Annotated in this window: 19 protein-coding genes; 6 read left to right on the forward strand and 13 right to left on the reverse strand. The window is 60.8% G+C overall.

The genetic code is table 11. The features are described 5' to 3' along the window. Window positions 1–73 precede the first annotated feature (73 nt). The 3 genes from LC531_RS13975 (at window position 74) to rlmF (ending at window position 3994) form a co-directional block, all read left to right on the forward strand. On the forward strand, window positions 74–2371 hold the full coding sequence (locus LC531_RS13975) for a TonB-dependent receptor (RefSeq protein ID WP_223651200.1): 2298 nt from the start codon (window positions 74–76) through the stop codon (window positions 2369–2371). A 145-nt stretch (window positions 2372–2516) separates the two neighbouring features. Further along, window positions 2517–2906, forward strand: coding sequence for a heavy-metal-associated domain-containing protein (locus LC531_RS13980; protein ID WP_223651202.1), 390 nt, complete (start codon window positions 2517–2519; stop codon window positions 2904–2906). Window positions 2907–3001: 95 nt separating this feature from the next. Continuing rightward, window positions 3002–3994 carry a 23S rRNA (adenine(1618)-N(6))-methyltransferase RlmF gene (gene rlmF, locus LC531_RS13985; protein WP_223651204.1) on the forward strand — a complete coding sequence of 331 codons (993 nt, stop codon included), beginning with the start codon at window positions 3002–3004 and terminating at the stop codon, window positions 3992–3994. A gap of 72 nt (window positions 3995–4066) precedes the next feature. On the opposite strand, the gene LC531_RS13990 is transcribed toward rlmF, so the two are convergent. Next, a complete protein-coding gene (locus tag LC531_RS13990; protein ID WP_223651205.1) occupies window positions 4067–4804 on the reverse strand; it encodes a fatty acid desaturase in 738 nt (245 codons plus the stop codon). A gap of 144 nt (window positions 4805–4948) precedes the next feature. On the opposite strand from LC531_RS13990, the gene LC531_RS13995 reads away from it, so the two are divergent. After that, window positions 4949–6817: a glycoside hydrolase family 2 protein gene (locus LC531_RS13995; protein WP_223651208.1), complete on the forward strand. Its 1869-nt coding sequence runs from the start codon at window positions 4949–4951 to the stop codon at window positions 6815–6817. Between the two features lie 15 nt (window positions 6818–6832). On the opposite strand, the gene LC531_RS14000 is transcribed toward LC531_RS13995, so the two are convergent. The 10 genes from LC531_RS14000 to LC531_RS14045 all read right to left on the reverse strand — a co-directional run bounded on the left by LC531_RS14000 (window position 6833) and on the right by LC531_RS14045 (window position 17502). Next, window positions 6833–7687: a 4-hydroxy-3-methylbut-2-enyl diphosphate reductase gene (locus tag LC531_RS14000; protein WP_223651210.1), complete on the reverse strand. Its 855-nt coding sequence runs from the start codon at window positions 7685–7687 to the stop codon at window positions 6833–6835. Between the two features lie 75 nt (window positions 7688–7762). Then, window positions 7763–8230, reverse strand: coding sequence for a hypothetical protein (locus LC531_RS14005; protein WP_223651212.1), 468 nt, complete (start codon window positions 8228–8230; stop codon window positions 7763–7765). Between the two features lie 300 nt (window positions 8231–8530). Beyond that, window positions 8531–9397, reverse strand: a complete 867-nt coding sequence (locus LC531_RS14010; RefSeq protein WP_223651213.1) for a phytoene/squalene synthase family protein — start codon at window positions 9395–9397, stop codon at window positions 8531–8533. A gap of 42 nt (window positions 9398–9439) precedes the next feature. Then, entirely contained in the window at window positions 9440–10930 is a 1491-nt protein-coding gene (locus tag LC531_RS14015; RefSeq protein WP_223651215.1) for a phytoene desaturase family protein, read from the reverse strand. Between the two features lie 393 nt (window positions 10931–11323). Then, window positions 11324–11878, reverse strand: coding sequence for an RNA polymerase sigma factor (locus LC531_RS14020; protein ID WP_223651217.1), 555 nt, complete (start codon window positions 11876–11878; stop codon window positions 11324–11326). Between the two features lie 166 nt (window positions 11879–12044). Further along, window positions 12045–12965 (reverse strand): MerR family transcriptional regulator, encoded by a 921-nt coding sequence (locus LC531_RS14025; protein WP_223651219.1) that lies wholly within the window; start codon window positions 12963–12965, stop codon window positions 12045–12047. Between the two features lie 163 nt (window positions 12966–13128). Further along, window positions 13129–13611, reverse strand: coding sequence for a sterol desaturase family protein (locus tag LC531_RS14030; protein WP_223651221.1), 483 nt, complete (start codon window positions 13609–13611; stop codon window positions 13129–13131). A 151-nt stretch (window positions 13612–13762) separates the two neighbouring features. Further along, window positions 13763–14566 (reverse strand): enoyl-CoA hydratase/isomerase family protein, encoded by an 804-nt coding sequence (locus LC531_RS14035; RefSeq protein WP_223651223.1) that lies wholly within the window; start codon window positions 14564–14566, stop codon window positions 13763–13765. A gap of 138 nt (window positions 14567–14704) precedes the next feature. Beyond that, window positions 14705–17011 carry a ComEC/Rec2 family competence protein gene (locus LC531_RS14040; RefSeq protein WP_223651225.1) on the reverse strand — a complete coding sequence of 769 codons (2307 nt, stop codon included), beginning with the start codon at window positions 17009–17011 and terminating at the stop codon, window positions 14705–14707. Window positions 17012–17067: 56 nt separating this feature from the next. Further along, complete coding sequence (locus LC531_RS14045) at window positions 17068–17502, reverse strand: GNAT family N-acetyltransferase (protein ID WP_223651227.1); 435 nt, start codon at window positions 17500–17502, stop codon at window positions 17068–17070. 141 nt (window positions 17503–17643) lie between these two features. Between LC531_RS14045 and LC531_RS14050 the strand changes: the two genes are divergently transcribed. Further along, window positions 17644–17958, forward strand: coding sequence for a DUF3817 domain-containing protein (locus LC531_RS14050; protein ID WP_223651229.1), 315 nt, complete (start codon window positions 17644–17646; stop codon window positions 17956–17958). A 57-nt stretch (window positions 17959–18015) separates the two neighbouring features. Here the strand turns inward: LC531_RS14050 and LC531_RS14055 are convergent, their stop codons facing one another. Together LC531_RS14055 and LC531_RS14060 are read right to left on the reverse strand one after the other, a co-directional pair. Then, window positions 18016–18693, reverse strand: a complete 678-nt coding sequence (locus LC531_RS14055; protein ID WP_223651231.1) for a hypothetical protein — start codon at window positions 18691–18693, stop codon at window positions 18016–18018. Between the two features lie 187 nt (window positions 18694–18880). Beyond that, window positions 18881–19966 (reverse strand): PhoH family protein, encoded by a 1086-nt coding sequence (locus LC531_RS14060; RefSeq protein WP_223651233.1) that lies wholly within the window; start codon window positions 19964–19966, stop codon window positions 18881–18883. 186 nt (window positions 19967–20152) lie between these two features. On the opposite strand from LC531_RS14060, the gene LC531_RS14065 reads away from it, so the two are divergent. After that, window positions 20153–20971, forward strand: a complete 819-nt coding sequence (locus LC531_RS14065) for an SAM hydrolase/SAM-dependent halogenase family protein (RefSeq protein ID WP_223651235.1) — start codon at window positions 20153–20155, stop codon at window positions 20969–20971. Window positions 20972–21032: the final 61 nt, after the last annotated feature.

Below are 21032 nucleotides of genomic sequence, written 5' to 3' on the forward strand. Positions count from 1 at the left end.
TTTGTATTTCAGAAAAAGCTAACTACCTGACGATATGAACCGTGTGAGCGGACCAAATCCGCGCTTTCTTTTCTTGTTATTGACCCTCGGCGGGCTGCCGCTGCCGGGCCGGGCCCAGAGCGGAGCGGCCGTGCGCGGCGAGGTGCGCGATGCCCACGGGCCGCTGCCGGGCGCGGTGGTGCGCTGGCTGCTGCCAGCCGGCGCGGGGCCCACCACGGCCACCGACGGGGCGGGCAGCTTCGTGCTGCCGTTTCCGGCGCAGGTCAGCCACCGCGTCATCGTGAGCGGTCTGGGCTACCGGGCCGATACCGTGGCCGTGCCTACTACTACCACTGCCCCCTACCTGCGCGTGACGTTGCGCGGCGACGGCACCACGCTGGGCGAAGTGACCGTGACGGCCCACCGCCAGGCGTACTCGGCCAAATCGGTGGGCAGTATGCAGACCATCAGCGCCCGCGACCTCACCAAATCGGCCTGCTGCAACCTGGCCGAGAGCTTCGAAACCAACGCCGCCGTGGAAGTCAGCACTTCGGACGCCGTGAGTGGGGCCAAGCAGATTCAGTTGCTGGGTCTGGACGGGGCGTATTCGCTGCTGACTGTGGACAACCAGCCGGCCCTGCGCGGGCTGGCCGCCCCCTACCGCCTGGGCTACCTGGCTGGCCCCTGGATTGGCAGCATTGATATTATCAAGGGTACCGGCTCGGTGGTGAATGGCTACGAGGGTATTTCGGGCCAGGTGAACGTGCAGCTGAAGGAGCCCGACAAAACCGACGCGCTGCTGCTGAACGCCTACGTGAACGACCTGGGCAAATTTGACCTCAACGCCGTGGCCTCGCAACGCTTCACCAAGCAGTGGAGCAATGAGCTGCTGCTGCACTATGACCACCTGGGCCACCGCGCCGACCGTAACCACGACGGCTTCCTGGACCTGCCGCTGGCCACCCAGGTTAATATTTACGACAAGGTAAAATACCTCAGCGGCCACGGCCTGGTGGCCGAGCTGGGGGTGGGGGCCATCGTGGAAAACCGCCAGGGCGGGCAGCTGGGCTTCGATAAAGACGCGCCCAACGCCTACGTGGCGGCCTACGGCACCACGCAAACCACTCACCGCTACTCGGCGCAGGCGCGCACCTCCTACACCTGGCCGGGCCGGCCTTTCCAGAGCCTGGGTTTGCTGGCGAATGCGACCAGCCACGACTTTACGTCGGCCTACTCGTACCGCCAGGACAGCGGCCCGCGCACCTACGACGGCCACCAGAATACCGGCCAGGCGACGCTGTTGTTCCAGAGCATCATTGGCGATACCCGGCACGGGTACCGCGCCGGCCTGAGCTTTTTATACGATGACTACCGCGAGCGCCTCAGCGACCACCGCGTGTATACCACGGATACCCAGGCGACTATTGATGCCCGCGAGCTGCGCCTGCGCACCGAGCGCGTGCCGGGCGCTTTTGCCGAATACACCTACAACAATACCCGCAACCTAACGGCCGTGCTGGGCCTGCGCACCGACTACCACAACCTCTACGGCTGGCAGGTGACCCCGCGCTTCAACCTCAAGTACGACCTGCGGCCGGCTACTTCGTTGCGCCTGTCGGCCGGCCGGGGCTTCCGGGTGCCCAACCCCATTGCCGACAACGCGGCCATGCTGGCCAGCGCCCGGCAGTACTACATCGGCCCGAATATCCGGCCCGAGGTGGCCTGGAACCTGGGCGGCTCGCTCACGCAGTACTTCCAGCTGCTGGGCCGGCCGGCTACGCTGGTGGCAGATTATTACAGCACCATTTTCAAAAACCAGCTAGTGGCCGACATGTATACGGCTCCCGAATATATTATTCTCGATAACCTCCAGCCGGGCGCGCGCTCCTTCGCCCACAGCGCCCAGTTGGAGGTACAAGCCGAGCCCGCTAAGGGCCTGCAAGTGAAGGTGGCCTATAAGTACCTCGACGTGCGCAGCACCTACGACGGCCAGCTGCTGCCCAAGCCCCTGGTGCCCCAAAACCGCGCGTTCGTGAACCTGGGCTACGCCACGCCCTTCGATAAGTGGCGCGCCGACCTCACGGGGCAGTGGTATGGCAGCCGCCCGCTGGCCCACCTGCCCGAAGATGGGGTAGGCGGCGGCCACGTGCACGGTACCGGCACGGCCGGCCTCGCCTACGCGCCCCGCTTCGCCACCCTCACCGCCCAGCTGACCCGCGCCTTCAAGCGCACGGAAATCTACGCGGGCGTTGAGAACCTGACCAACTTTCGCCAGCCCAATCCTATTCAGGATGCCGCTACCCCCTTCTCGCCGGGCTTCGACGCGGCCATGGTGTGGGGGCCGGTGTATGGCCGCCTCACCTACGTGGGCGTGCGCTACCATATTGATTGATAGTAGCTTATTTGTAGAGACGCGACCCTTCGCGTTTCTCCCCACCCGAACAATTATTCAACGCCGAGAGACGCGAAGGGTCGCGCCTCTACAGGTTCTTTCTTAGAACCGGCACTTATTTTTCACCCAATTTCTTTTTAATCTCATGAAAGCTCTCGCATTTTCTTTGCTCACGCTGCTGGGCACCAGTGCTGCCGCCCTGGCCCAAACTGCCCCCGTGGCTGCCACTACTGCCACTGCCACCGCTCAGAAAGGCACCAAGACGGTGCAGTTCAAGACCTCGGCCGTGTGCGACATGTGCAAAAACCGCCTTGAAAAAAGTATGGCCTACGAAAAAGGCGTGCAGGCTGCTACCCTCGACGTACCCAGCAAGGTGCTGACCGTCACCTACAACCCCGCTAAAACTACGCCCGAGGCCCTGCGCGCCGCCGTGCAAAAAACCGGCTACGATGCCGACCAAACTACCGCCGATGCCCGCGCCTACGACCGCCTGCCCGAGTGCTGCAAGAAAACGGCCAGCACGCACCAAGACTAACTTAACGCCGTCGATTTCGCGGCTAGCTATTTCCGGCTTTATGGCCTCTTGAAGCAGGCTACCCGGTTGGGTGGCCTGCTTTCTTGTTATTTTGAATGATGAAGCGCCCCCCTACCCCCCCGCCGGCCGGCAAAGACCAGCTGCACCCGCGTAGCCGCCACCGCGACCGCTACGATTTTGCCCAGCTCGTGCGCAGCAGCCCCGCGCTGGCCGCATTCGTGCCAGGCAACCAGGCGGAGGCGACCCTCGATTTTGCCGACCCGGCCGCCGTGAAGGCGCTGAACCAGGCGCTGCTGCGGCACTTCTACGGCGTGGCGCACTGGGATATCCCGGCCGGCTACCTGTGCCCGCCCATTCCGGGCCGGGCCGACTACGTGCATTACCTGGCTGATTTACTGGCCGATAGTAACCTTGGAATTATTCCGGGGGGTAGGGCCGTGCGGGTGCTCGATATCGGCGTGGGGGCCAACTGCATCTATCCCATCATCGGGCATCGCGAGTACGGCTGGCGCTTCGTGGGGGCCGATACCGATGCCGTGGCCCTGCGCGCCGCCAAGAATATTGTGGCCACCAACCCCGGCCTGGCCGGCACCATCGACTGCCGCCTGCAACCCGACCCGGCGCACGTGCTCACGAACATCATTAATCCCGGCGAGGTATTCGACGCCACTATCTGCAACCCGCCCTTTCACGCCTCGGCGGCCGAGGCGGCGGCCAGCACCCAGCGCAAAGTGGCCAACCTGGGCCACGCCCGCCGCCCTACCCCCCTGCGCAACTTCGGCGGCCAAAACAACGAGCTATGGTACCCCGGCGGCGAAGAAGGCTTCGTGCGCCAACTCGTGGCCGAGAGCCGGCAATTCGCCCGTAGTTGCTACTGGTTTACCACGCTCATTTCCAAAAAAACGACGCTGCCCAGCATCTACTACTTCCTGCAACAAGCCGAGGCGGTGCAGGTCCGCACCATTGAAATGGCGCAGGGCCAGAAGAAAAGCCGCTTCGTAGCCTGGACTTTCCTCAGCGAAGAGGAGCAGGAAACCTGGCGCGCCACGCGCTGGGAGGGACTTGTTGAGTTAAGAGTTAAGAGTTAAAATCGGTTGTCCTTGCGAGCATGTTGCGCATCAAGCAAGGACAACCGATTTTAACTCTTAACTCTTAACTGATTACTTAGCCCGCCACAAGCGCCACCAGGGCAGGTAGGGCTGGTCGTGGTGCTCGTAGTGATAGCCAAAAAAATAGCAGCTCACGAAGGCCCAGACGTGGTGCCGCAGCTGGCTGCGCGACTTATGCTGGTTGTCTTCTTCGTGCTCGCCGCGGTGGGGCAGGTAGGTGCCGAAGAAGAATAATTGCAGCGTCGCCAAAATGGCCGGCACCATCCAGAAAGCGATAACATTGGTCTGCGGAAACCAGATTTTGAGCACGTTATACGTGGCGGCCATCGCCAGCACCTGCCACCAGGTTACGTAGTTCCAGGCGAAGCGCAGCAGCCAGGGCAGGAAGCCGGGGTGGTCGGTGGGGTGAAAATCGGGGTCGTCCTGGGTGCCCACGTAGCGGTGGTGGGCGTGGTGCTTGGCTATTTGGTTCGGAAACCAGTTGTAGGCAAACAGCAGCGCGCAGATGGTGCCAAGGGCGTTATTCAGGCGCTTATGGGGACTCACCACGCCGTGCATGGCATCGTGCGCCGTGATGAACAGGCCCGTGTATAAGTGCGTTTGAAGCAGCACCAGCAGGTAGGGCGCGGGCGAGTGCCAGTCGGGCCGGTAGCCGGCCAGCAGGAAAGCCAGCAGCCCGCCCCAGCTCGCCAGGATAAGCACCGCCGCCGCTACCCCCCGGCCGGCCAGCGGCGCGGGAGCCACGCGGGCAGCAGGAGCGATGAGAACCGGAGCGGACTGGTTGGGCATAACGAACGAGGAGCGCTTGTTGGGTAGCTGGGCAAACAACACTCCACAAGCTGATTTGTCGATTGAAAGATTCAGTTTAGTTGAAATTTTGCGGCGCGGCGGCCAGTGGCTACGTTTGCCCCGCGCACCCTTTTCCACCCGCTCATGCCCCTACCCCTCCCGGCCGGCCCGGCCCGCCCGTGGTCCGTACTGTTTTTCGTTTGTTTGTGGCTGAGTGGCACCGCTTTGCACGCCCAGTCGGGCCTGATGCAGCACGCCGCCGCTCGCCGCGTGCTCAGCCTCAACGGTGATTGGCACTATATCATCGACCCCTACGAAAACGGCTTTTACGACTACCGGCGGCAGGCGTTCGACCAGTCGCCCTCGGGCCAGGGCGGCTACTACGACAACCGGCAGCCCGACGCGCCTCAGGAAACGAAACTACTGGAGTACAGCTTCGAGAAGTCGTCCACCTTGCAGGTGCCGGCCGACTGGAACTCGCAGGATGCTAAGCTCTTGTATTATGAAGGCACCATCTGGTACCAGAAGAATTTTACGCTGAAGCCCCAGCCGGGCAAGCGGTATTTTCTGTATTTCGGGGCCGTAAACTACGAGGCGCACGTGTACCTCAACGGCAAAAAGCTGGGGATGCACCGCGGCGGCTTCACGCCCCTTCAGTATGAGATAACCGACCAGCTAAGCCCCGGCGGCGACAATTTTGTGGTGGTAAAGGCCGATAATACCCGCCACGCCGACGCCGTGCCCACCATTAACACCGACTGGTGGAACTACGGCGGCCTCACCCGCGACGTGTACGTGGCCGAAACGCCCGGCACGTTCATCAAAGACTACGAAGTGCAGCTGGCCAAAGACTCGCCGACTACGCTGGCCGGCTACGTGCAGCTAAGCGGCGGGGGTAGGGCCGGCCAAACCATAACGCTGAGCATTGCCGAAGCCGGCATCCGGCAAACCCTGAAAACTGACACCGCCGGGCGCGCTACTTTCCGCTTTTCAGCCAAGAAGCTCCAGCTATGGTCGCCGCAAAGCCCGAAGCGCTACGCCGTGAGCCTAAGTAGCGGCGGCGATGTAATAGACGATAAAATCGGCTTTCGCACTATCCAGACGCGGGGCCAGGATATTTTGCTGAACGGCAAATCCACGTTTTTGCGCGGCATTTGCATTCATGATGAAAACCCGCTAATACCCGGCCGGGCGCGCGGCGAGGGCGACCTGCGCATGTTGCTCACCTGGGCTAAAGAGCTGGGCTGCAACTACGTGCGCCTGGCCCACTACCCCCACAACGAGCTGATGCTGCGCCTGGCCGACGAGCTGGGCTTGCTCGTGTGGGCCGAAGTGCCGGTGTACTGGACCATTGCCTGGGAAAACCCCGCCACCTACCAAAACGCCGAAGCTCAACTCACGGACCTCATTTCGATGGGGAAAAACCGGGCCAGCATCATCGTGTGGTCGGTGGGCAACGAGACGCCACTAAGCGAGCCGCGCCTAAAATTCATGACCAACCTGGTGAAAAAAGCTCGTTCGCTGGATGATACCCGGCTCCTCGCCGCCGCCCTGGAGCTGCACCCCGAGGGCAACGTGCTGCACGTAGACGACCCCCTGGGCGAGTACCTCGACCTGACCAGCTTCAACGAATACGCGGGCTGGTACATGGGTTCGCTCGATGACATCCCGAAGTACAGCTTCGATATTAAGTACAACAAACCAGTCGTTATCAGCGAGATGGGGGGTAGTGCGCTGGGCGGCTACCACGGCGATGTGCACACCCGCTGGACTGAGGAGTATCAGGCTGCCCTCTACGTGAACCAGTTCAAGATGCTGGGCAACATTAAGGGTCTGCGCGGCCTCACGCCCTGGATACTCACCGACTTCCGCTCGGCCCGCCGCCAGCACCCGGTGTACCAGAACGGTTTCAACCGCAAAGGCTTGATTTCCAACACTGGTCAGAAGAAAAAGGCGTTTTTCGTCTTGCAGGAATACTACCGCCAGCAAGCCGCCAAGTACGGAGAAAAGTAAGTAGCCAGCCGATAATCAGAAACGCTCCAGCGCGTCGCGCACTTGCTCCATCAGCCACATGGGCGTGCTGGTGGCCCCACAAATGCCTACCGACTGGCCGGGCGCGAACCAGCTGGGGCACATTTGCTCCGTATTGGACACAAAATGCGTATGCTCATTAGTATCTTTACATACTTGGTAGAGCACTTTGCCATTGGAGCTTTTGGTACCTGACACGAATACTACCTGGTCGAACTGCGCCGCGAAGCGCCGCAGGGCCTCGTCGCGGTTACTCACCTGCCGGCAGATAGTATCGTTGGCATTCACCGCGTAGCCCCGCTCAAGCAGCTCATTCTTGATGCGGTAGAAAGAATCGGTACTCTTGGTCGTCTGGCTATACAGCGTGATGTTGGTTGGCAGCTCGTGGTGCAGCAGTTCTTCCAGGCTCTCAAACACCACGGCCTCGCCGCTGGTCTGGCCTAGCAAACCTAGCACCTCGGCATGGCCGTGCTTACCGTAGATGTAGATTTTTTCGCGCCGGTCGAAGCTGCTCTTGATGCGGTTCTGGAGCTTGAGCACTACCGGGCAGCTGGCATCAATCAGGGTCAGGTTATTTTCCATCGCCCGCTGGTAGGTACTGGGCGGCTCGCCATGCGCCCGAATCAGTACCGCTTCGTCGCGCAGCTGCTGAAATTGCTCGTGGTCGATGATGCGTAAGCCTTTCTTCTCCAAGCGCTGCACTTCTTCGTCGTTGTGCACGATATCGCCCAGGCAGTATAGATAGCCCTGCTCTTCGAGTAGGTCTTCGGCCATCTGAATGGCGTAGATAACGCCGAAGCAGAAGCCCGAGTTAGGGTCAATACGAACGCTGAGGTGCAAACCAGACTGCATAGCGTGAAGCTAACCGAAAATAGGGACGCAAGGTTGTAGTAAAAATCCAGATTTTGAACGCCCGGCGGCCCGCGCCTACTCTTTCACCTGCGCCAAGCGCTGAGCCTCGTCGGCGCTCACGTGTCCGCGGTCTACCAGAAAGCCCCGCACCGTCTCAAATGCCTCGGTATCCAGGCCTGAGCCGGGGTGTTGCAGCGCCGCATTCAGCAGAAAAGCTTTGTCCTCGCCCACGTGCTGACTCAGGCCCAGAAAGGCCGGTAAGTTACTTTCGATAGAAAAGCGCAGAAAACGGATTTCGGCATTGCGCGGGTCGAGCCCCACGGCCTGGTCGAAGGTGTGGGCCGCCTGCTGCACGTAGGTGAGTTTACTCAGCATAGATACGTCGCGGGCCTTAATGGCCTCAGAAGCAGCTTTGTAACCCAGCACCAGCGCATCCTGCCCGGCATAGTCGCGCAGCAGGTTGTAAAATTCCTCGCCGGCCGGCTTGCCGGTGGCAGCGTGCTCGTAGTGGCGGCGAAGGGTAGCAGGCGAAAAATCGGGCATAGGATGAGAAGCAAAGGAAAGGATAGAGCTAGCCAATGGCGCGGATGCCGCCGGCCGGCCCAGCAGCCCCGGTAGTAACAGCCAGGCAAACAGCACGTTTCGCATAGCGGTAAAGATACCTGGTAAGTAGTTGCGCAGCAATAAACGAGGAATAAATAGAACGTAATGCCGAACGAAGGGAAGCATGACGCTTGGGGCAGTAACTCCATCGTGCAATGAAGCGGCGAGGTGCTTCCCTGCGGTCTGCATGACAATTACTTCCGCACGACTGCCTATGTTGTGGTGAAGCACCCTACCCCCCTACACCGCCCGCAGCCGGTAGCGCAGCCACGAGCCGGCCAGCAGCAGCAGCTTGGTATTGTCGGGTAGGCGCACACGCTCGGCCAGCACCTGCCGGGCCGGCGCTTGCCGCAGCTTGTGAAACAGCTTGAGGTAGTAGATATACGCCAGGTACACGCCCAGCCGCGCTGCCCGCGGCAGCTGCCGGATGCCCTCGTAAGCAGCCTCAAAATCGGCCCGGATGTCGGCCTCCACCGCTTGCTTGGCCGCATCGTCAAACTGCTCGTAGCGCAGGCCGGGAAAGTACACCCTACCCCGCTCCTCATAGTCAGAGCGAATATCACGCAGAAAATTCACCTTCTGGAAGGCCGCGCCCAGTCGCCGGGCTGGCGCTTTCAGGCGCTCAAACTCGGCTGGCTGGCCCTGGCAAAACACGCGCAGGCACATCAGCCCCACTACTTCGGCCGAGCCGTAGATATACTGCTCATACAATTCCTGGCGGTAGTTGCGGTCTTCTAAATCCATTTCCATGCTCCGCAAAAATGCATCAATGAATTCGTGGTCAATTTGATACGTATTCACCGCCCACTGAAAGGCGTGCAACACCGGATTCAGGCTGAAGCCCGCCGCAATGGCGGCGTAGGTATCGCGCTCAAACTCGGCCAGCAGCGCCGCCTTGTCCTGCGTATGAAAGGTGTCCACTATTTCATCAGCCCAGCGCACGAAGCCATACACGGCATAAATAGCCCGGTGCAACGCCTTATCCAGGGTGCGAATGCCCAGCGAAAACGACGTGCTATAGCGCCGCGTGATGAGCTGCGCGCACGCCAGGCTGGTATCAGTAAAAAGCTGTTCGTGGTCCATTGTTTGGCGAAAATCGTCTGTCATTACGAGCAAAGCAACGCGGAGCGCGGCAATGACAACTGGCACTTACTTTTTAACTTCCTTGAGCACTTCCCCGGCCACCACCTGACCCGAGATGAGCGAGGGCGGCACGCCCGGCCCCGGCACGGTAAGCTGGCCCGTAAAATACAAGTTACCAACCTTTTTGCTTTTCAGCGTGGGCTTAAGAATGGCCGTTTGCTTCAGCGTATTAGCCAGCCCATAGGCGTTGCCTTTGAAGGAATGGTAGTCGGCTATAAAATCGCGGTGAGCGTAGCTACGTTTATAAATAACGTGCTCACGAATAGCGTGGCCGCAGTGCTTTTCGAGCCGGTCCATCAGCAGGTTGTAATACTTTTCGCGGGTAGCCTCGGGGTCATCGAGGTCGGGGGCCACAGGCACGAGCAGAAACAAGTTTTCCTGGCCTTCGGGAGCTACCGTGGGGTCAGTTTTGCTGGGCACCGAGGCGTAGAACAGCGGCCGGCTGGGCCACTGCGGCGCTTCGTAAATCTCGTGGGCGTGCTGGCTGAAATCCTCGTCAAAAAACAGGTTGTGGTGCCGCAGCCGGTCCAGCTTGCGGTCTACGCCTAGGTAGAAGAGCAGCGACGACGGGGCCATCGTACGCGAGTCCCAGTAAGCGGGCGAGTAGTGCCGGTACTCGGGCGCCAGCACTTGCTGCTCCATGTGGTGGTAGTCGGCCCCGGCCACCACGGCATCGGCGGGCCAGAAGCCGGTAGCGGTGCGCACGCCGGTGGCACGGCCGTTCTCGACCACAATTTCGCGCACTTCCTGGTCGTAGTGCAGCCCTACCCCCTGCTCTTGGGCCAGCGCCACCATGCCGCGCACTATCTGGTGCATGCCGCCCTTGGGGTACCAGGTGCCGAGGACCAGGTCGGCGTAATTCATGAGCGAGTAGAGGGCGGGCGTATTCTCGGGGGTAGCCCCCAGAAAAAGCACCGGAAACTCGATGAGCTTCAGCAGCTTGGGATTTTTAAAAAATTTACGGGCGTGCTTGGCCATGCTTTGCAGCAGGTCGAGGCGCACGGCCCCGCTGATAATTTCCCAATCCACGAACTCCAGCACCGAGCGGCTGGGCAGGTGCACAAATTTGTTGATGCCGACCTCGTACTTATACTTGGCCTGGGCCAGAAATTCATCAAGTCGAACTGCGCTGCCGGGCTCCAAGCTCTCAAACAGTTGCCGCAACTCGGCCATGCTGGCCGGGATATCTACCGCGTCGTCGCCTTCAAAAATAACCTGGTACGAAGGGTCGAGGCGCAACAACTCGTAGTAGTCGGCCACCTTTTTCCCAAACTTCCCGAAGTACTGCTCAAACACGCCCGGCATCCAGTACCAGCTCGGGCCCATGTCGAAGGTAAAACCCTGAGCCTCAAACACCCGCGCCCGGCCGCCGGGTCCGCTATTCTTTTCCAGCAGCGTTACGTGCCAGCCAGCCTGGGCCAGCGTAGTAGCGGCCGAAAGGCCCGCGAAGCCGGCACCAATTACAACGGCGGAGGGGGTAGGGTGGGAAGCAGCCAAGGAAGAAAGGTAAGTTGCCGCTAGCTACAAGGCCACGCCGGTTTTTGTTTCGGCCCGCCGCTCGTAGCGGAACACTCAGTACCCGTTACCCACCCGGCAAAGCCGGCGCTGCAACATCCTTTTATTTGCGTCCAAACTCTTGATTAATAAAGCTTTGATTATGATAATTACCCAATCCTAAAGTCCCGCGCCCTTACAAATAGAATTGTCTACGAACGCGGTAAGGCCGCACCTTTGGCTTGGGTATGCTACGCGGCGCGCCCTACCCCTCCTTTCTGACCTGTGAAACAACGAGTACGCCCGTTACTGTAGAATCGTAAATCTTGGATGAAACAAGAACGCCCGGCGTTTCCAAAACTGGGAACGCCGGGCGTTTAAAATCAGACTAGCGCACTAATCTTCAAGCACTTCTATCTCGGTACCAGGGCGGTCGGCCCCAGCGGGCGCGTAAACTTTCAGGGCCGCCTTGAGGTCCTTACGAGCAATGTGAATGCGGTTTTTTACGGTGCCAATCGGAATTTGCAGTTTCTCGGCGATTTCCAGATACTTATAGCCGATATAGTACATCATGAAGGGCGTGCGGTAGTCGGTGCCCAGGCTAGCAATGGCCTCGTTGATGTCGCGCACTACAAAATCGGTAGTAGCGCCGTTGTGCGTAATGTAGTTCTCATCGGTATTAAAGTACTGAAAATACTCCGTTGAATCGATATTAGAGCTACGCTTGGTAATCTTGTTGTAGTTGTTAATGAAGGTGTTGCGCATGATGGTGTACAACCATGCCTTCAAGTTAGTACCCGCTTTAAACTTGTCCTTGTTGAGCAGCGCCTTCAGCAGCGTTTCCTGCACCAGGTCCTTCGCGTCATCCGCATCGCGGGTGAGGTTCATGGCCACCGGGCGGAGCGAGGAAGATATTTTCTGCACTTGGGAGGTGAATTCCAGAGAAGTCATATTGTAGAAGGGTTCGTAGCAGAATCTTAAACAAAGGTAACTCCCAGGCTGGAAAACCGGCTCACTGGCACGTGGTTTTTTCTTGGTTGGGCAGTTTGCTTTGGTAGCTTGCCGGTGAGGGCAGCATTGAGTACGCAGGGCCAGGACGGTCGGACTAAACCTCCCGTTATTTTTCTGTTACGTGAGCTTCAACCCGCTGATTTACAAACGGAATTAAATCCCGGAACTCGTGCAGGCAGGCCAGCGGCTGGCAGCCCTCGGGCAGGCCAGCCGCCTGCACGGCCAGCGGCCCAAACAGGATAACGGAAGCCTCGGGGCACCGGGCGCGCAACTCGGCGGCGAGGTGCTGCACCTGCCCGCGGGCCGGTGCGGTAGTAAATACCGTGGCCAGCACCGTAGGCCGGAAAGCGGCGGCGGCGGCTACCACATCGGCCAGCGGTAGGTTGGGGCCCAGGTAGAGCACCTGCCGGCCACGGGCGCGCAGGGCATAATTCATAAAGAGCAGTGCCAGCTCGTGCCACTCACCCTCGGGCAAAAACAGTAGCCAGCGCGTCGCGTTGGCCTGGCTGAGGGGAATAAGGGGTAGGGCATCGGCCGAGGCCAGCAACTCCTGGCGTAGCAGCTGAGTCACGAGGCGTTCCTGGGCCACGCTCAGCGAGCCCGCCTTCCAGCCGACGCCCAGGCGTTGAAGCAGGGGGTAGCCCAGGCGTAGCAGGGTATCTTCGGTGCCCAGCTCACCAATGGCCTCGTCGAAGTGCCGGTGCAGAGCCGGCTCGTCGAGGTCGAGGGCGGCGGTGAGCAACGCGTTGAGGCGCGGGCCATCGGCAGGCTCTACCTCGTGGCAAAGGGCCAGGGCGGCGGTCTGGCGCTCGTCCTCGCTCATGCGTACTACCTGCGAGATGCGCTGGCCACGCGCGCAGAGCGTCGCCACGTTGAGCAGGCGGCGCAGGTCAGCCTCGCCGTAAGTGCGGATGTTGGTAGCGGTGCGGCTGGGGCTCAGCAGGTTGTAGCGCTGCTCCCAAATGCGAATGGTATGCGCTTTCACCCTCGAAAGCTGCTCCAAATCGCTGATAGAGTACTGGGCCACAAGTTTGTTTTTTGGAAGATATAGATAAAATTCCCGCCCCGGCCGAAGCCAGTGGCGGGAAACGTGTAGTTAGATAGCAGATAGCTTAGCGGCAGCTTATGGTTGCGTTTCCTGGTTATATCAATTCCAAAACCCTTCAAATAGTTTGCCAGCAATTTAAGGTTCAGGTTAAATTGCCCTTTTTAGCGGCCTGCTGGCGGGCCAGGCGCAGGTATTTGGGCGACACCCATAGCAAGCCAAACTCTTCGGAATGGTCGCGGCCCTGAGTTTTATGGTGCATCTTGTGGGCCATGTTGAGGGCGCGCAGATACACGTTGTCCGTCTTTTTCCAGAAGGGTAGGCGGCCGTGAATGAGGCCATCGTGCACAAAAAAATAGACCGTGCCGTAGGCTGCAATCCCTACCCCTACCCAAAACCACCAACGCTGCCCGCCGTTGCCGGTACTGAACAACACGGCCGAGATGGCTCCATAAATCACAAAAAACCAGTCGTTGTGCTCAAACGGGCGCGGGCTGGGCCGCACGTGGTGCGAACGGTGCAGTATCCACAGCGCCCCGTGCTGCACGTATTTATGCATAAACCACGCCCAGAACTCCATGAAGGCGAAAGTAGCGAGCGTAACGGCAAGGGCGAGGACAGGATGCATCTAAAAAACGTTTGTCATGCCCATCTTACGGCCACGCAGTGAAGCAGCTTGCTCGAATCGTTAGGTCACTAAGCTAATCGGCGCGAGCGAGCTGCTTCACTGCGTGGCCGTAAGATGGGCATGACGTTCTACTTGAAAGCAAGTAGAATGATTACCAATCCAGCTTTTCTTTGTTCAAAAATGCCGCGATGCCGCGGCGGCAGTCGGCGGAGGCGCGGGCGGCGGCGTTGCGCTCGGCGGCGTAGCGCAGGCCGTCTTCGAGAGCCAGCTCGGGCAGGCGGGCCAGAATTTCCTTGGTGATTTCGATGCTGTGGCCCGAGTTTTCGCGAGCCAGGCGCAGGGCGTAAGTGCGCACGGTATCGGCGAGCTGGTCCGCCTCGGCGATGAACGTAATCAACCCATAATCAAGGGCTTGCTGGGCCGTAATGGTATCGCCGCTCAGCAGCAGCTGCTTGGTGCGGGCCTCCCCAATGCGGCGCAGCAGAAACACACTCACCACGGCGGGCAGGAAGCCTATTTTGACTTCGGTGTAGCCAAACTTAGCCTCGGGTACGGCAAAAGTGATGTCGCAGAGCGCCGCCAGGCCGCAGCCGCCAGCCAGCGCGTGGCCCTGCACCTGCCCGATAACCAGCTTCTTGAGGGTATAAATCTGGTGAAACAACTGCATGAGGTGCGTACTGTCGGCCAGGTTTTCCTGGTACGTATTGTCTTGCAGCTCTTGCAGGTATTTGAGGTCGGCACCGGCGCAGAACACTTCGCCGGTGGCGCGCAGGATGATAACCTTCACTTTATCGTCGGCCTCAGCCTGCTCAAAAGCCCGCTTCAGCTCGGTCACTACATTGGCGCTAAGCGCATTGCGCTTAGAGGGGCGGTTCAGGGTGATATAGGCCAAGCGGTCTTGCACTTCGTATTGCAGAAAGCGCAGCGTATCGAGTTCGGGAGATAAATCAGTCATGATAAAGACAAGTACGATAAAAGCCTTGGCGCGGGTTGAAGGACGCAAGTTAGCGGGACGGGCGTGAGTTGGGGGTGATGAGTTGAGAGTTGAGGGTTAAAAAGAACGGTCATGCTCCTCCCTCATCACTTACCCCACTCACCTCCCGGCCGGCAGCGCGTACGTGAACGCGCCCTGCTCGTTCACGTCCCAGGTGCGGAAGCCGGCAGCGCGCAGGGCCGAATCCTGGCGGGCCACGTACCAGCGCTTACAAGAAGAATCAAATACGACCCGCGCCCGGCAGCCGAAGTGCGCGGCCAGCGCGTCGGGATAGAGGTGCGGGTTGCGGCGCAGTATTACCACATCGGCCGCTAGCGGGGGGGTAGGGCCGGCGGCCAGCCGGCGCAGGCTACCGCTCACGAAGGCCACGCGTAGGCCGCGCCACTGGGCCAGCACCACCGGCGCGGGTGGGTAGCGACGGGTGCGCTCGGCGCTATCGGGGGCGGCCACGAGGCGGGCAGGCACGGTGGCTTCGCGCCAGCCCACGCGGTAGCGCGGCTGGCGGGCGCGCCGCAGTATCAGGCTGGGCTTGAGGCGATAGGTGCGCTCGGTCTCGGAGAGGGGTAGGGAATCGGCGGTGACGAATTCGGGCGCGGCCCCTTGCCAGAAACCCACCACCGAGCGGCGCGGAATGCTGTACACCACAAACTCGCGGCGCGGGTCCCCGGCCCGCGCTTCGGCCACCCGGCTGCCGCCGTAGAGGGCCAGCAGCGCCACGCACCAGCCTGCCCAGGCCAGCCGCCGCGACGCCAGAAACACGCACCCCGCGCCAATAATCAGGAAGACGAGCAGCGTCTGGACCTGGCTGAGATGCACGCCGCCCACCACCGCGCCCGGCAGCACGCGGCCAATCAGAAAAATATATTCATTGAAGAGCCAAATCAGCTTTTCAAACACCCAGCCGATGCCGCGGGGTAGCCAGTCGAGCACCGCGCCAGCGGCGGGGGGTAGGGCCAACGCCGGCAGCGCCACCAGCCCTTTCGCCAGCAACAGCCCTACCCCCACGTACACGGCCAGGCTCGAAATGGGCACCGCGATGAGGTTGGACAGCAGGAAGTTGAGCGGAAATTGATGAAAATAATAAAGCCCCAGCGGAAACGTGGCCACCTGCGCGGCCAGCGAGAGGGCCGTGAGCTGCCAGGCCGTATCGGCGAACGCGGCCAGGGCGCGGTAGCCGCGCTGCACCAGCGGCGGCTGCCAGCCGCGCAGGCGGTCGAGCACGGCATTGCGCGGGTCGAGCCAGCGGCTGATGCGCGGCTGCAGGTACACGATACTCAGCACGGCCAGGAAGGAAAGCTGAAAGCCCACGTCGCAGAGCAGGTAGGGATTCCAAATTAGTAGGCAGAAAGCCGCCGCGCTCAGCGTGTTGATGAGGCTGCTTTGCCGCTCCCAGGCCTGGCCGATTATCACGAACGTGAACATGACCGTGGCCCGCAGCACCGAGGCCGAGAGGCCCGTCAAAAAAGCGTAGCTCCAGATGAGGGCCAGCCCCAGCCCGGCCGTGAGCAAGCGCCGCCGCCCTACCCCCCCGCCCAGCGGCAGCCGCGCCAGTAGCCACCGCAGCGCCGCAAACAGCAGCCCCACCTGCAAGCCGCTCACGGCCATGATGTGCGTGGTGCCGGTGTTGGCATAAGCCTGCTTGGTTTCCTGGTCAATATCATCCCGGAAGCCCAGCACCAGCGCCGTGCCCAGCGCGTACTCGCGCAGGCTGGGCACGTAGCGCCGTAGCACGCCGTCGAGCACCGCCGCTGCCCGCTGGCTGATAGCCATTGGCAAGCTCAAAGGTGAGTAGCCCAGCACTTTATATTGGTCCTGGTGTACGAACTGCGAGTGGTAAACCTGGTGCGTCTGCAAGTAGCGCCGGTAGTCGAATTCGCCCAGGTTGGCGGGGCCTTTGCTGAGTTCGGGGCGGCCCTGCACCAGCCAGACTTCGCCATAACGGGGGGCCGGTACCGAGTCGGTAGTTTCGTGGCGGGGTAGGCTCACGCGGATGCCGCCGCTGGCGGCACGCCAGCGCCCGGCCACCCGCACGGCCTGCACCCGCAGGGTCGTGGCGAAGGTTTTGGCCCGCACCACGGGGGCCTCGTCCACGGTGGCGCGGTAAAACTCAATGCGCGAAGCTAAAGGCCCGATGTGGTCGGGCCGGCGGCTTTTGGTGGCGGCCTGACCGCGGGCGAAACCGACTGCCGCCACCGCCAGCAGACCCAGGATGCCTACCGCATCGGTAGCCGCCGGGCTGCTGCCGCGCTGGCCGATAAACCAACCTATTACGTAAGCCAGCACCAGCCCGGCCGCCCAGGGCGCGGCGCTCTCCGCCCATTCCTGGCCTAGGTACAGGTAGCCCGCCACGCCCGCGATGAAGGCCAGCGCCACGCGCAGCAAGGGGGCGGAGGACCAGGCGAGCATAGGTTGAACAGTCAAATTTTTCTACATATATACGACTCCCAACCTAAATCCCATCCCTACCCCCGCACCATCTCATAGTGCTGGATGTCGCACTCTTCAAACATCTCCCCCACCTTCCGAAACCCCATGCGCTCGTAAAGCGGAATGGCGCGCAGTTGGGCGTGCAGGTACACCTGGGCCGCGTCGGGGGCCTGGGCTTGCACATCAGCAAGCACCTGCTGCACCAAGGCCTCGCCCACGCCCTGGTTGCGAAAGGCGGGCAGCACGGCGAAGCGCTCCAGCTTCACGCCGGTTGAGGTGGGCCGCCAGCGGGCAGCGCCGGCGGGCTGGCCATCTACCTGGGCCAGATAGTGACGGGTGGTAGCAGCGCGGTCGTGAGCATCGTACTCAGCCTCGGCGGGCACGTTTTGCTCTCCCACGAATACTTTTTCGCGGATGGTAAAGGCCACGTCGAGGTCGCGCAGGTCGGTGATTTGATGAACGGTAAGCATGGTGGGCGGGAGTAGGCTGGGCAGTAGCGCGCAAATATCCGGCGCGGGACGCGTTCGGCCAATCACCACGGGGTAGGGCGCATCCGAGGTTCGGGGCGACCTTTGCCCCTCATTTCGTTTTATAACTCTCCTTAATTCGCTATGCTTAAGTTCTTGGTAACGCCCCTGGCCCGGCTGCGGGCCATTAGTATTCTGGAAGGCGCGTCGCTACTGCTGTTACTGGGCGTGGCCATGCCGCTCAAGTATCTGGCGCACGAGCCGGCGGCGGTGCGCGTGGTTGGGCTTATCCACGGGGTGCTTTTTGTGGCCTACGTGCTACTGCTCATCCAAAACACCATCGAGCGGCGCTGGTCGGCGGGCAAGCTCGGGCTGGGCCTAGTGCTGTCGGTGCTGCCGTTCGGGGCGTTTTACGCCGAGCGGCGGCTGTTTCAGCCCGGCGATGGGGCTGGGATGTAGAGGGAAGTGCGCTATAATCGCTGCCTGGGAACCTGGCGGCAATTATAGCGCACTTGCCTAGCGAAGCTTATTTAATTCATCCAGCAACTCCTTGTATTTCTCGGCTCCAAGCTGTTTCTCGCTGAGCACCGGGTAGCGAGGGTTAGTAAGCTGGCAGAATCGCTCATAGCCCTCTAATTCCTTAACGGCTTCTTTCCACAATTTCGCGGACCGTAATCCTATAATTAACGCTCCCCGCTTCACCGCTTGCCGCACCAAGTCGAACCCATACTTCTGCGATTCCAGCGCTTTTCGGTTGTGTTTGTAAGATTTGGAGCGGTAGGGCACGTATTGCACGCTCAGAAAGGCCCGCGCCAGCAGTTTGTCATCGTAGCCCGCCTTCCGTAGCGGCTTCAACCGCCGGTGCCACCAGTTTTGCCCACCGTTGAGGCTGCCACCCTCGATGTTCGGGTCCAGAAAAAACAGTGGGTACTCCGCCGTGGAGTCGTGGCGGTAGTTACGCTGGTTGATTTCTAGAAACTCCGGTGTCTTGTGCCAGATTTCGTCGTTCGCTTCCGAATAGCCCGGATTCAACCCCAGCAGCACAATGGGCGCATCGGCTCGTCCCTGAAATGGCAGCGGTGGCAGGTCCAAGTGATAGGCCGTGTCGCTGGGGTTAGCTGCTTTGCTATACACATCCAGGCTGGCCTCGTCTTCAGGCAACACATAGGGGGCTGCGTGGGCAATGCGAGCCACGGATTAACGACAGCGGAGCTGTTTTCCATCAAGAAGTCGGTTAGTGATTCGCAAAGAACGTCATGCTGACGACGGGAAGCATCTCTACCACATAAGTAATCCTAAAGGTTGAGGTTACTTACGCAGTAGAGATGCTTCCTTGCGTCAGCATGACGTTCTTTTTTAACTCTTAACTCTCAACTGAATCTCACAGCGCTTGCTCGTGGTTGACGGGTAGCTCGTCCATTTCCTCCGCTTCAGGGGCGCGGGGGCGGTCGTGGCCGTTAGGGCGGTCATTACCCTCGCGGCGGCGGCGCTGGAACTCGGCCTCGCGGCGCTGCTCGGCCACGTCGAACTTGTCGTAGGCTTGCACGATGTCTTTGACCAGGCGGTGGCGCACGATGTCTTCGGCGGTCATCTCCACGTAGCCAATGCCGGGGATATCGCGCAGAATATCCAGCGCCTGCATCAGGCCCGACTTCTGGCGGGTAGGCAGGTCAATCTGGCTGCGGTCGCCGTTCACCATCACCTTCGCCGAGGGGCCCATGCGGGTCAGAAACATCTTAATCTGCGAGGGCGTGGTGTTCTGGGCCTCGTCCAAGAGCACGAAGGCATTGTTCAGCGTTCGGCCGCGCATGTAGGCCAGCGGGGCGATTTCGATAATCTTATTTTCCTGGTAAAATTTCAGCTTTTCGGCCGGAATCATGTCCTCCAGGGCATCGTAAATCGGGCGCAGGTAGGGGTCTACCTTCTCCTTCATATCGCCGGGCAGGAAGCCCAGGCTTTCGCCGGCCTCCACCACGGGGCGCGAGATAATAATTTTCTTAACTTCCTTATTTTTAAGGGCGCGCACGGCCAGCGCCACCGAAATGTAGGTTTTGCCCGTGCCGGCGGGGCCCAGCGTAAAGGTCAGGTCGTGCTTCATCACCGTGTCCACCAGCTTCTGCTGGTTGGGCGTTTTGGCCTTAATAATGCCGCCCTTGGCCCCGAATAAAATCACATCGGGCGAGGCGGCCAGCACCCGGCCCTCGGCCTCCTCGGAGGTGGCGGAAAGGTACTGGTTCACGTCGCGGTCCGTGATGAGGCCGTACTGGTGGTAGTGCTCCAGCAACGAGCTGAGGATGTCATTGACCCGCGCAATAACCTCGGCCGGCCCCTGAATTTTGATTTCATTGCCCCTGGACACCAATTTGGAGCCGGGAAAAGCGGCCGCGATGCGGCGGATATTCTGGTTATCGGCCCCCAGGAAATCGACCAGGGACACATTTTCGAGGGTGATGACTTTTTCGACCAAGCGAGGAAGGCTGGGGAAAGGAGAGAGAAAAAAGAGAAGATTCCGGCCAGCTTCCCGGCCGGGCTGCTGGCATCATTTTTAGGGAGAAGCCCGGCCGGGCTTTCAAAAGCGGACTACTTTTGCGGCCGCACCGGCCGGCTGGCCAGCCGCTCAACAATACTACGAAAAACCTGACAACTCGCGGGCATGGGGGTACTGACGCTGCTTACGGATTTTGGCTACCGCGACCACTACGTGGCCGCGCTGCGGGCCCGTTTGCTGCACCTGGCCCCTACCCTACCGGTGCTGGACCTCAGCCACGACGTAGAGCCCTATAACATCGCCCACGCCGTGCACGTTCTCCGGGCCGTGTTTCGGGATTTTCCGGTGGGCACTACTCACCTCATTGGGGTGAGCGACTATGGGGCGAGCGCCGCCGGGGCAGTAGCCGCGCCCGCCTGGCACGCGGCCGAGTTTGAGGGCCACTACTTCGTGGCCGCCGACAACGGCCTGCTACCCCTGCTCTGCGACGGCGTGCCCGCCCAGCTGGTGCGGCTCGCGGCCCCAGCCCTACCCCCCCCGGTTTCCGGCCCGTCGCTACCCGCCGCCCTCAACCCCACGCGCGATATTCTGGCCCCGGCGGCGGTGGGATTGGCCCTGGGTCAGCCCCTGGCCAGCCTGGGCCCCGCCACTACGGAACTGTACCTGCTCACCAATCGGCAATTGCGCCTGCAAGACAACCGCATTACGGGCCACGTGGCGCACGTAGACCACTACGGCAACCTCATTACCAATATCACGCGCGAGGCGGTGGAGGCGGTGGGCCGGGGCCGGGCGGCCACCGTGCACTTTGGCCGCGAGGTAGTGCGCGAGCTGCGGCCCCACTTCGCGGCCGCCCCACCCGGCGAAATCGTGTGCACTTTTAACCCCCAGGGCAGCTTGTGCGTGGCCATCAACCAGGGTCACGCCAGCGAATTATTAGGTCTGTATTTTGACTCGCAAGTGGATGTGCGGTTTGTGGGGTAGTTTTTAAGTTCTCTGGGATTTCTGGTTCTTCCAAATTCCTGGTTCCTGGTTTATGCCTTGG

This window comes from Hymenobacter psoromatis, from assembly GCF_020012125.1.
Classification (GTDB): domain Bacteria; phylum Bacteroidota; class Bacteroidia; order Cytophagales; family Hymenobacteraceae; genus Hymenobacter; species Hymenobacter psoromatis.

Coding starts and splice junctions, on each gene's coding strand:
- LC531_RS14020 (WP_223651217.1), bottom strand. CDS start 11,878: ATGACTTCTCTGGAATTCACCTCCCAAGTGCAGAAAATATCTTCCTCG.
- LC531_RS14050 (WP_223651229.1), top strand. CDS start 17,644: ATGCTTAAGTTCTTGGTAACGCCCCTGGCCCGGCTGCGGGCCATTAGT.
- LC531_RS14000 (WP_223651210.1), bottom strand. CDS start 7,687: ATGCAGTCTGGTTTGCACCTCAGCGTTCGTATTGACCCTAACTCGGGC.
- LC531_RS14005 (WP_223651212.1), bottom strand. CDS start 8,230: ATGCCCGATTTTTCGCCTGCTACCCTTCGCCGCCACTACGAGCACGCT.
- LC531_RS14035 (WP_223651223.1), bottom strand. CDS start 14,566: ATGACTGATTTATCTCCCGAACTCGATACGCTGCGCTTTCTGCAATAC.
- LC531_RS14045 (WP_223651227.1), bottom strand. CDS start 17,502: ATGCTTACCGTTCATCAAATCACCGACCTGCGCGACCTCGACGTGGCC.
- rlmF (WP_223651204.1), top strand. CDS start 3,002: ATGATGAAGCGCCCCCCTACCCCCCCGCCGGCCGGCAAAGACCAGCTG.
- LC531_RS13995 (WP_223651208.1), top strand. CDS start 4,949: ATGCCCCTACCCCTCCCGGCCGGCCCGGCCCGCCCGTGGTCCGTACTG.
- LC531_RS14065 (WP_223651235.1), top strand. CDS start 20,153: ATGGGGGTACTGACGCTGCTTACGGATTTTGGCTACCGCGACCACTAC.
- LC531_RS14040 (WP_223651225.1), bottom strand. CDS start 17,011: ATGCTCGCCTGGTCCTCCGCCCCCTTGCTGCGCGTGGCGCTGGCCTTC.
- LC531_RS14010 (WP_223651213.1), bottom strand. CDS start 9,397: ATGACAGACGATTTTCGCCAAACAATGGACCACGAACAGCTTTTTACT.
- LC531_RS13980 (WP_223651202.1), top strand. CDS start 2,517: ATGAAAGCTCTCGCATTTTCTTTGCTCACGCTGCTGGGCACCAGTGCT.
- LC531_RS13990 (WP_223651205.1), bottom strand. CDS start 4,804: ATGCCCAACCAGTCCGCTCCGGTTCTCATCGCTCCTGCTGCCCGCGTG.
- LC531_RS14030 (WP_223651221.1), bottom strand. CDS start 13,611: ATGCATCCTGTCCTCGCCCTTGCCGTTACGCTCGCTACTTTCGCCTTC.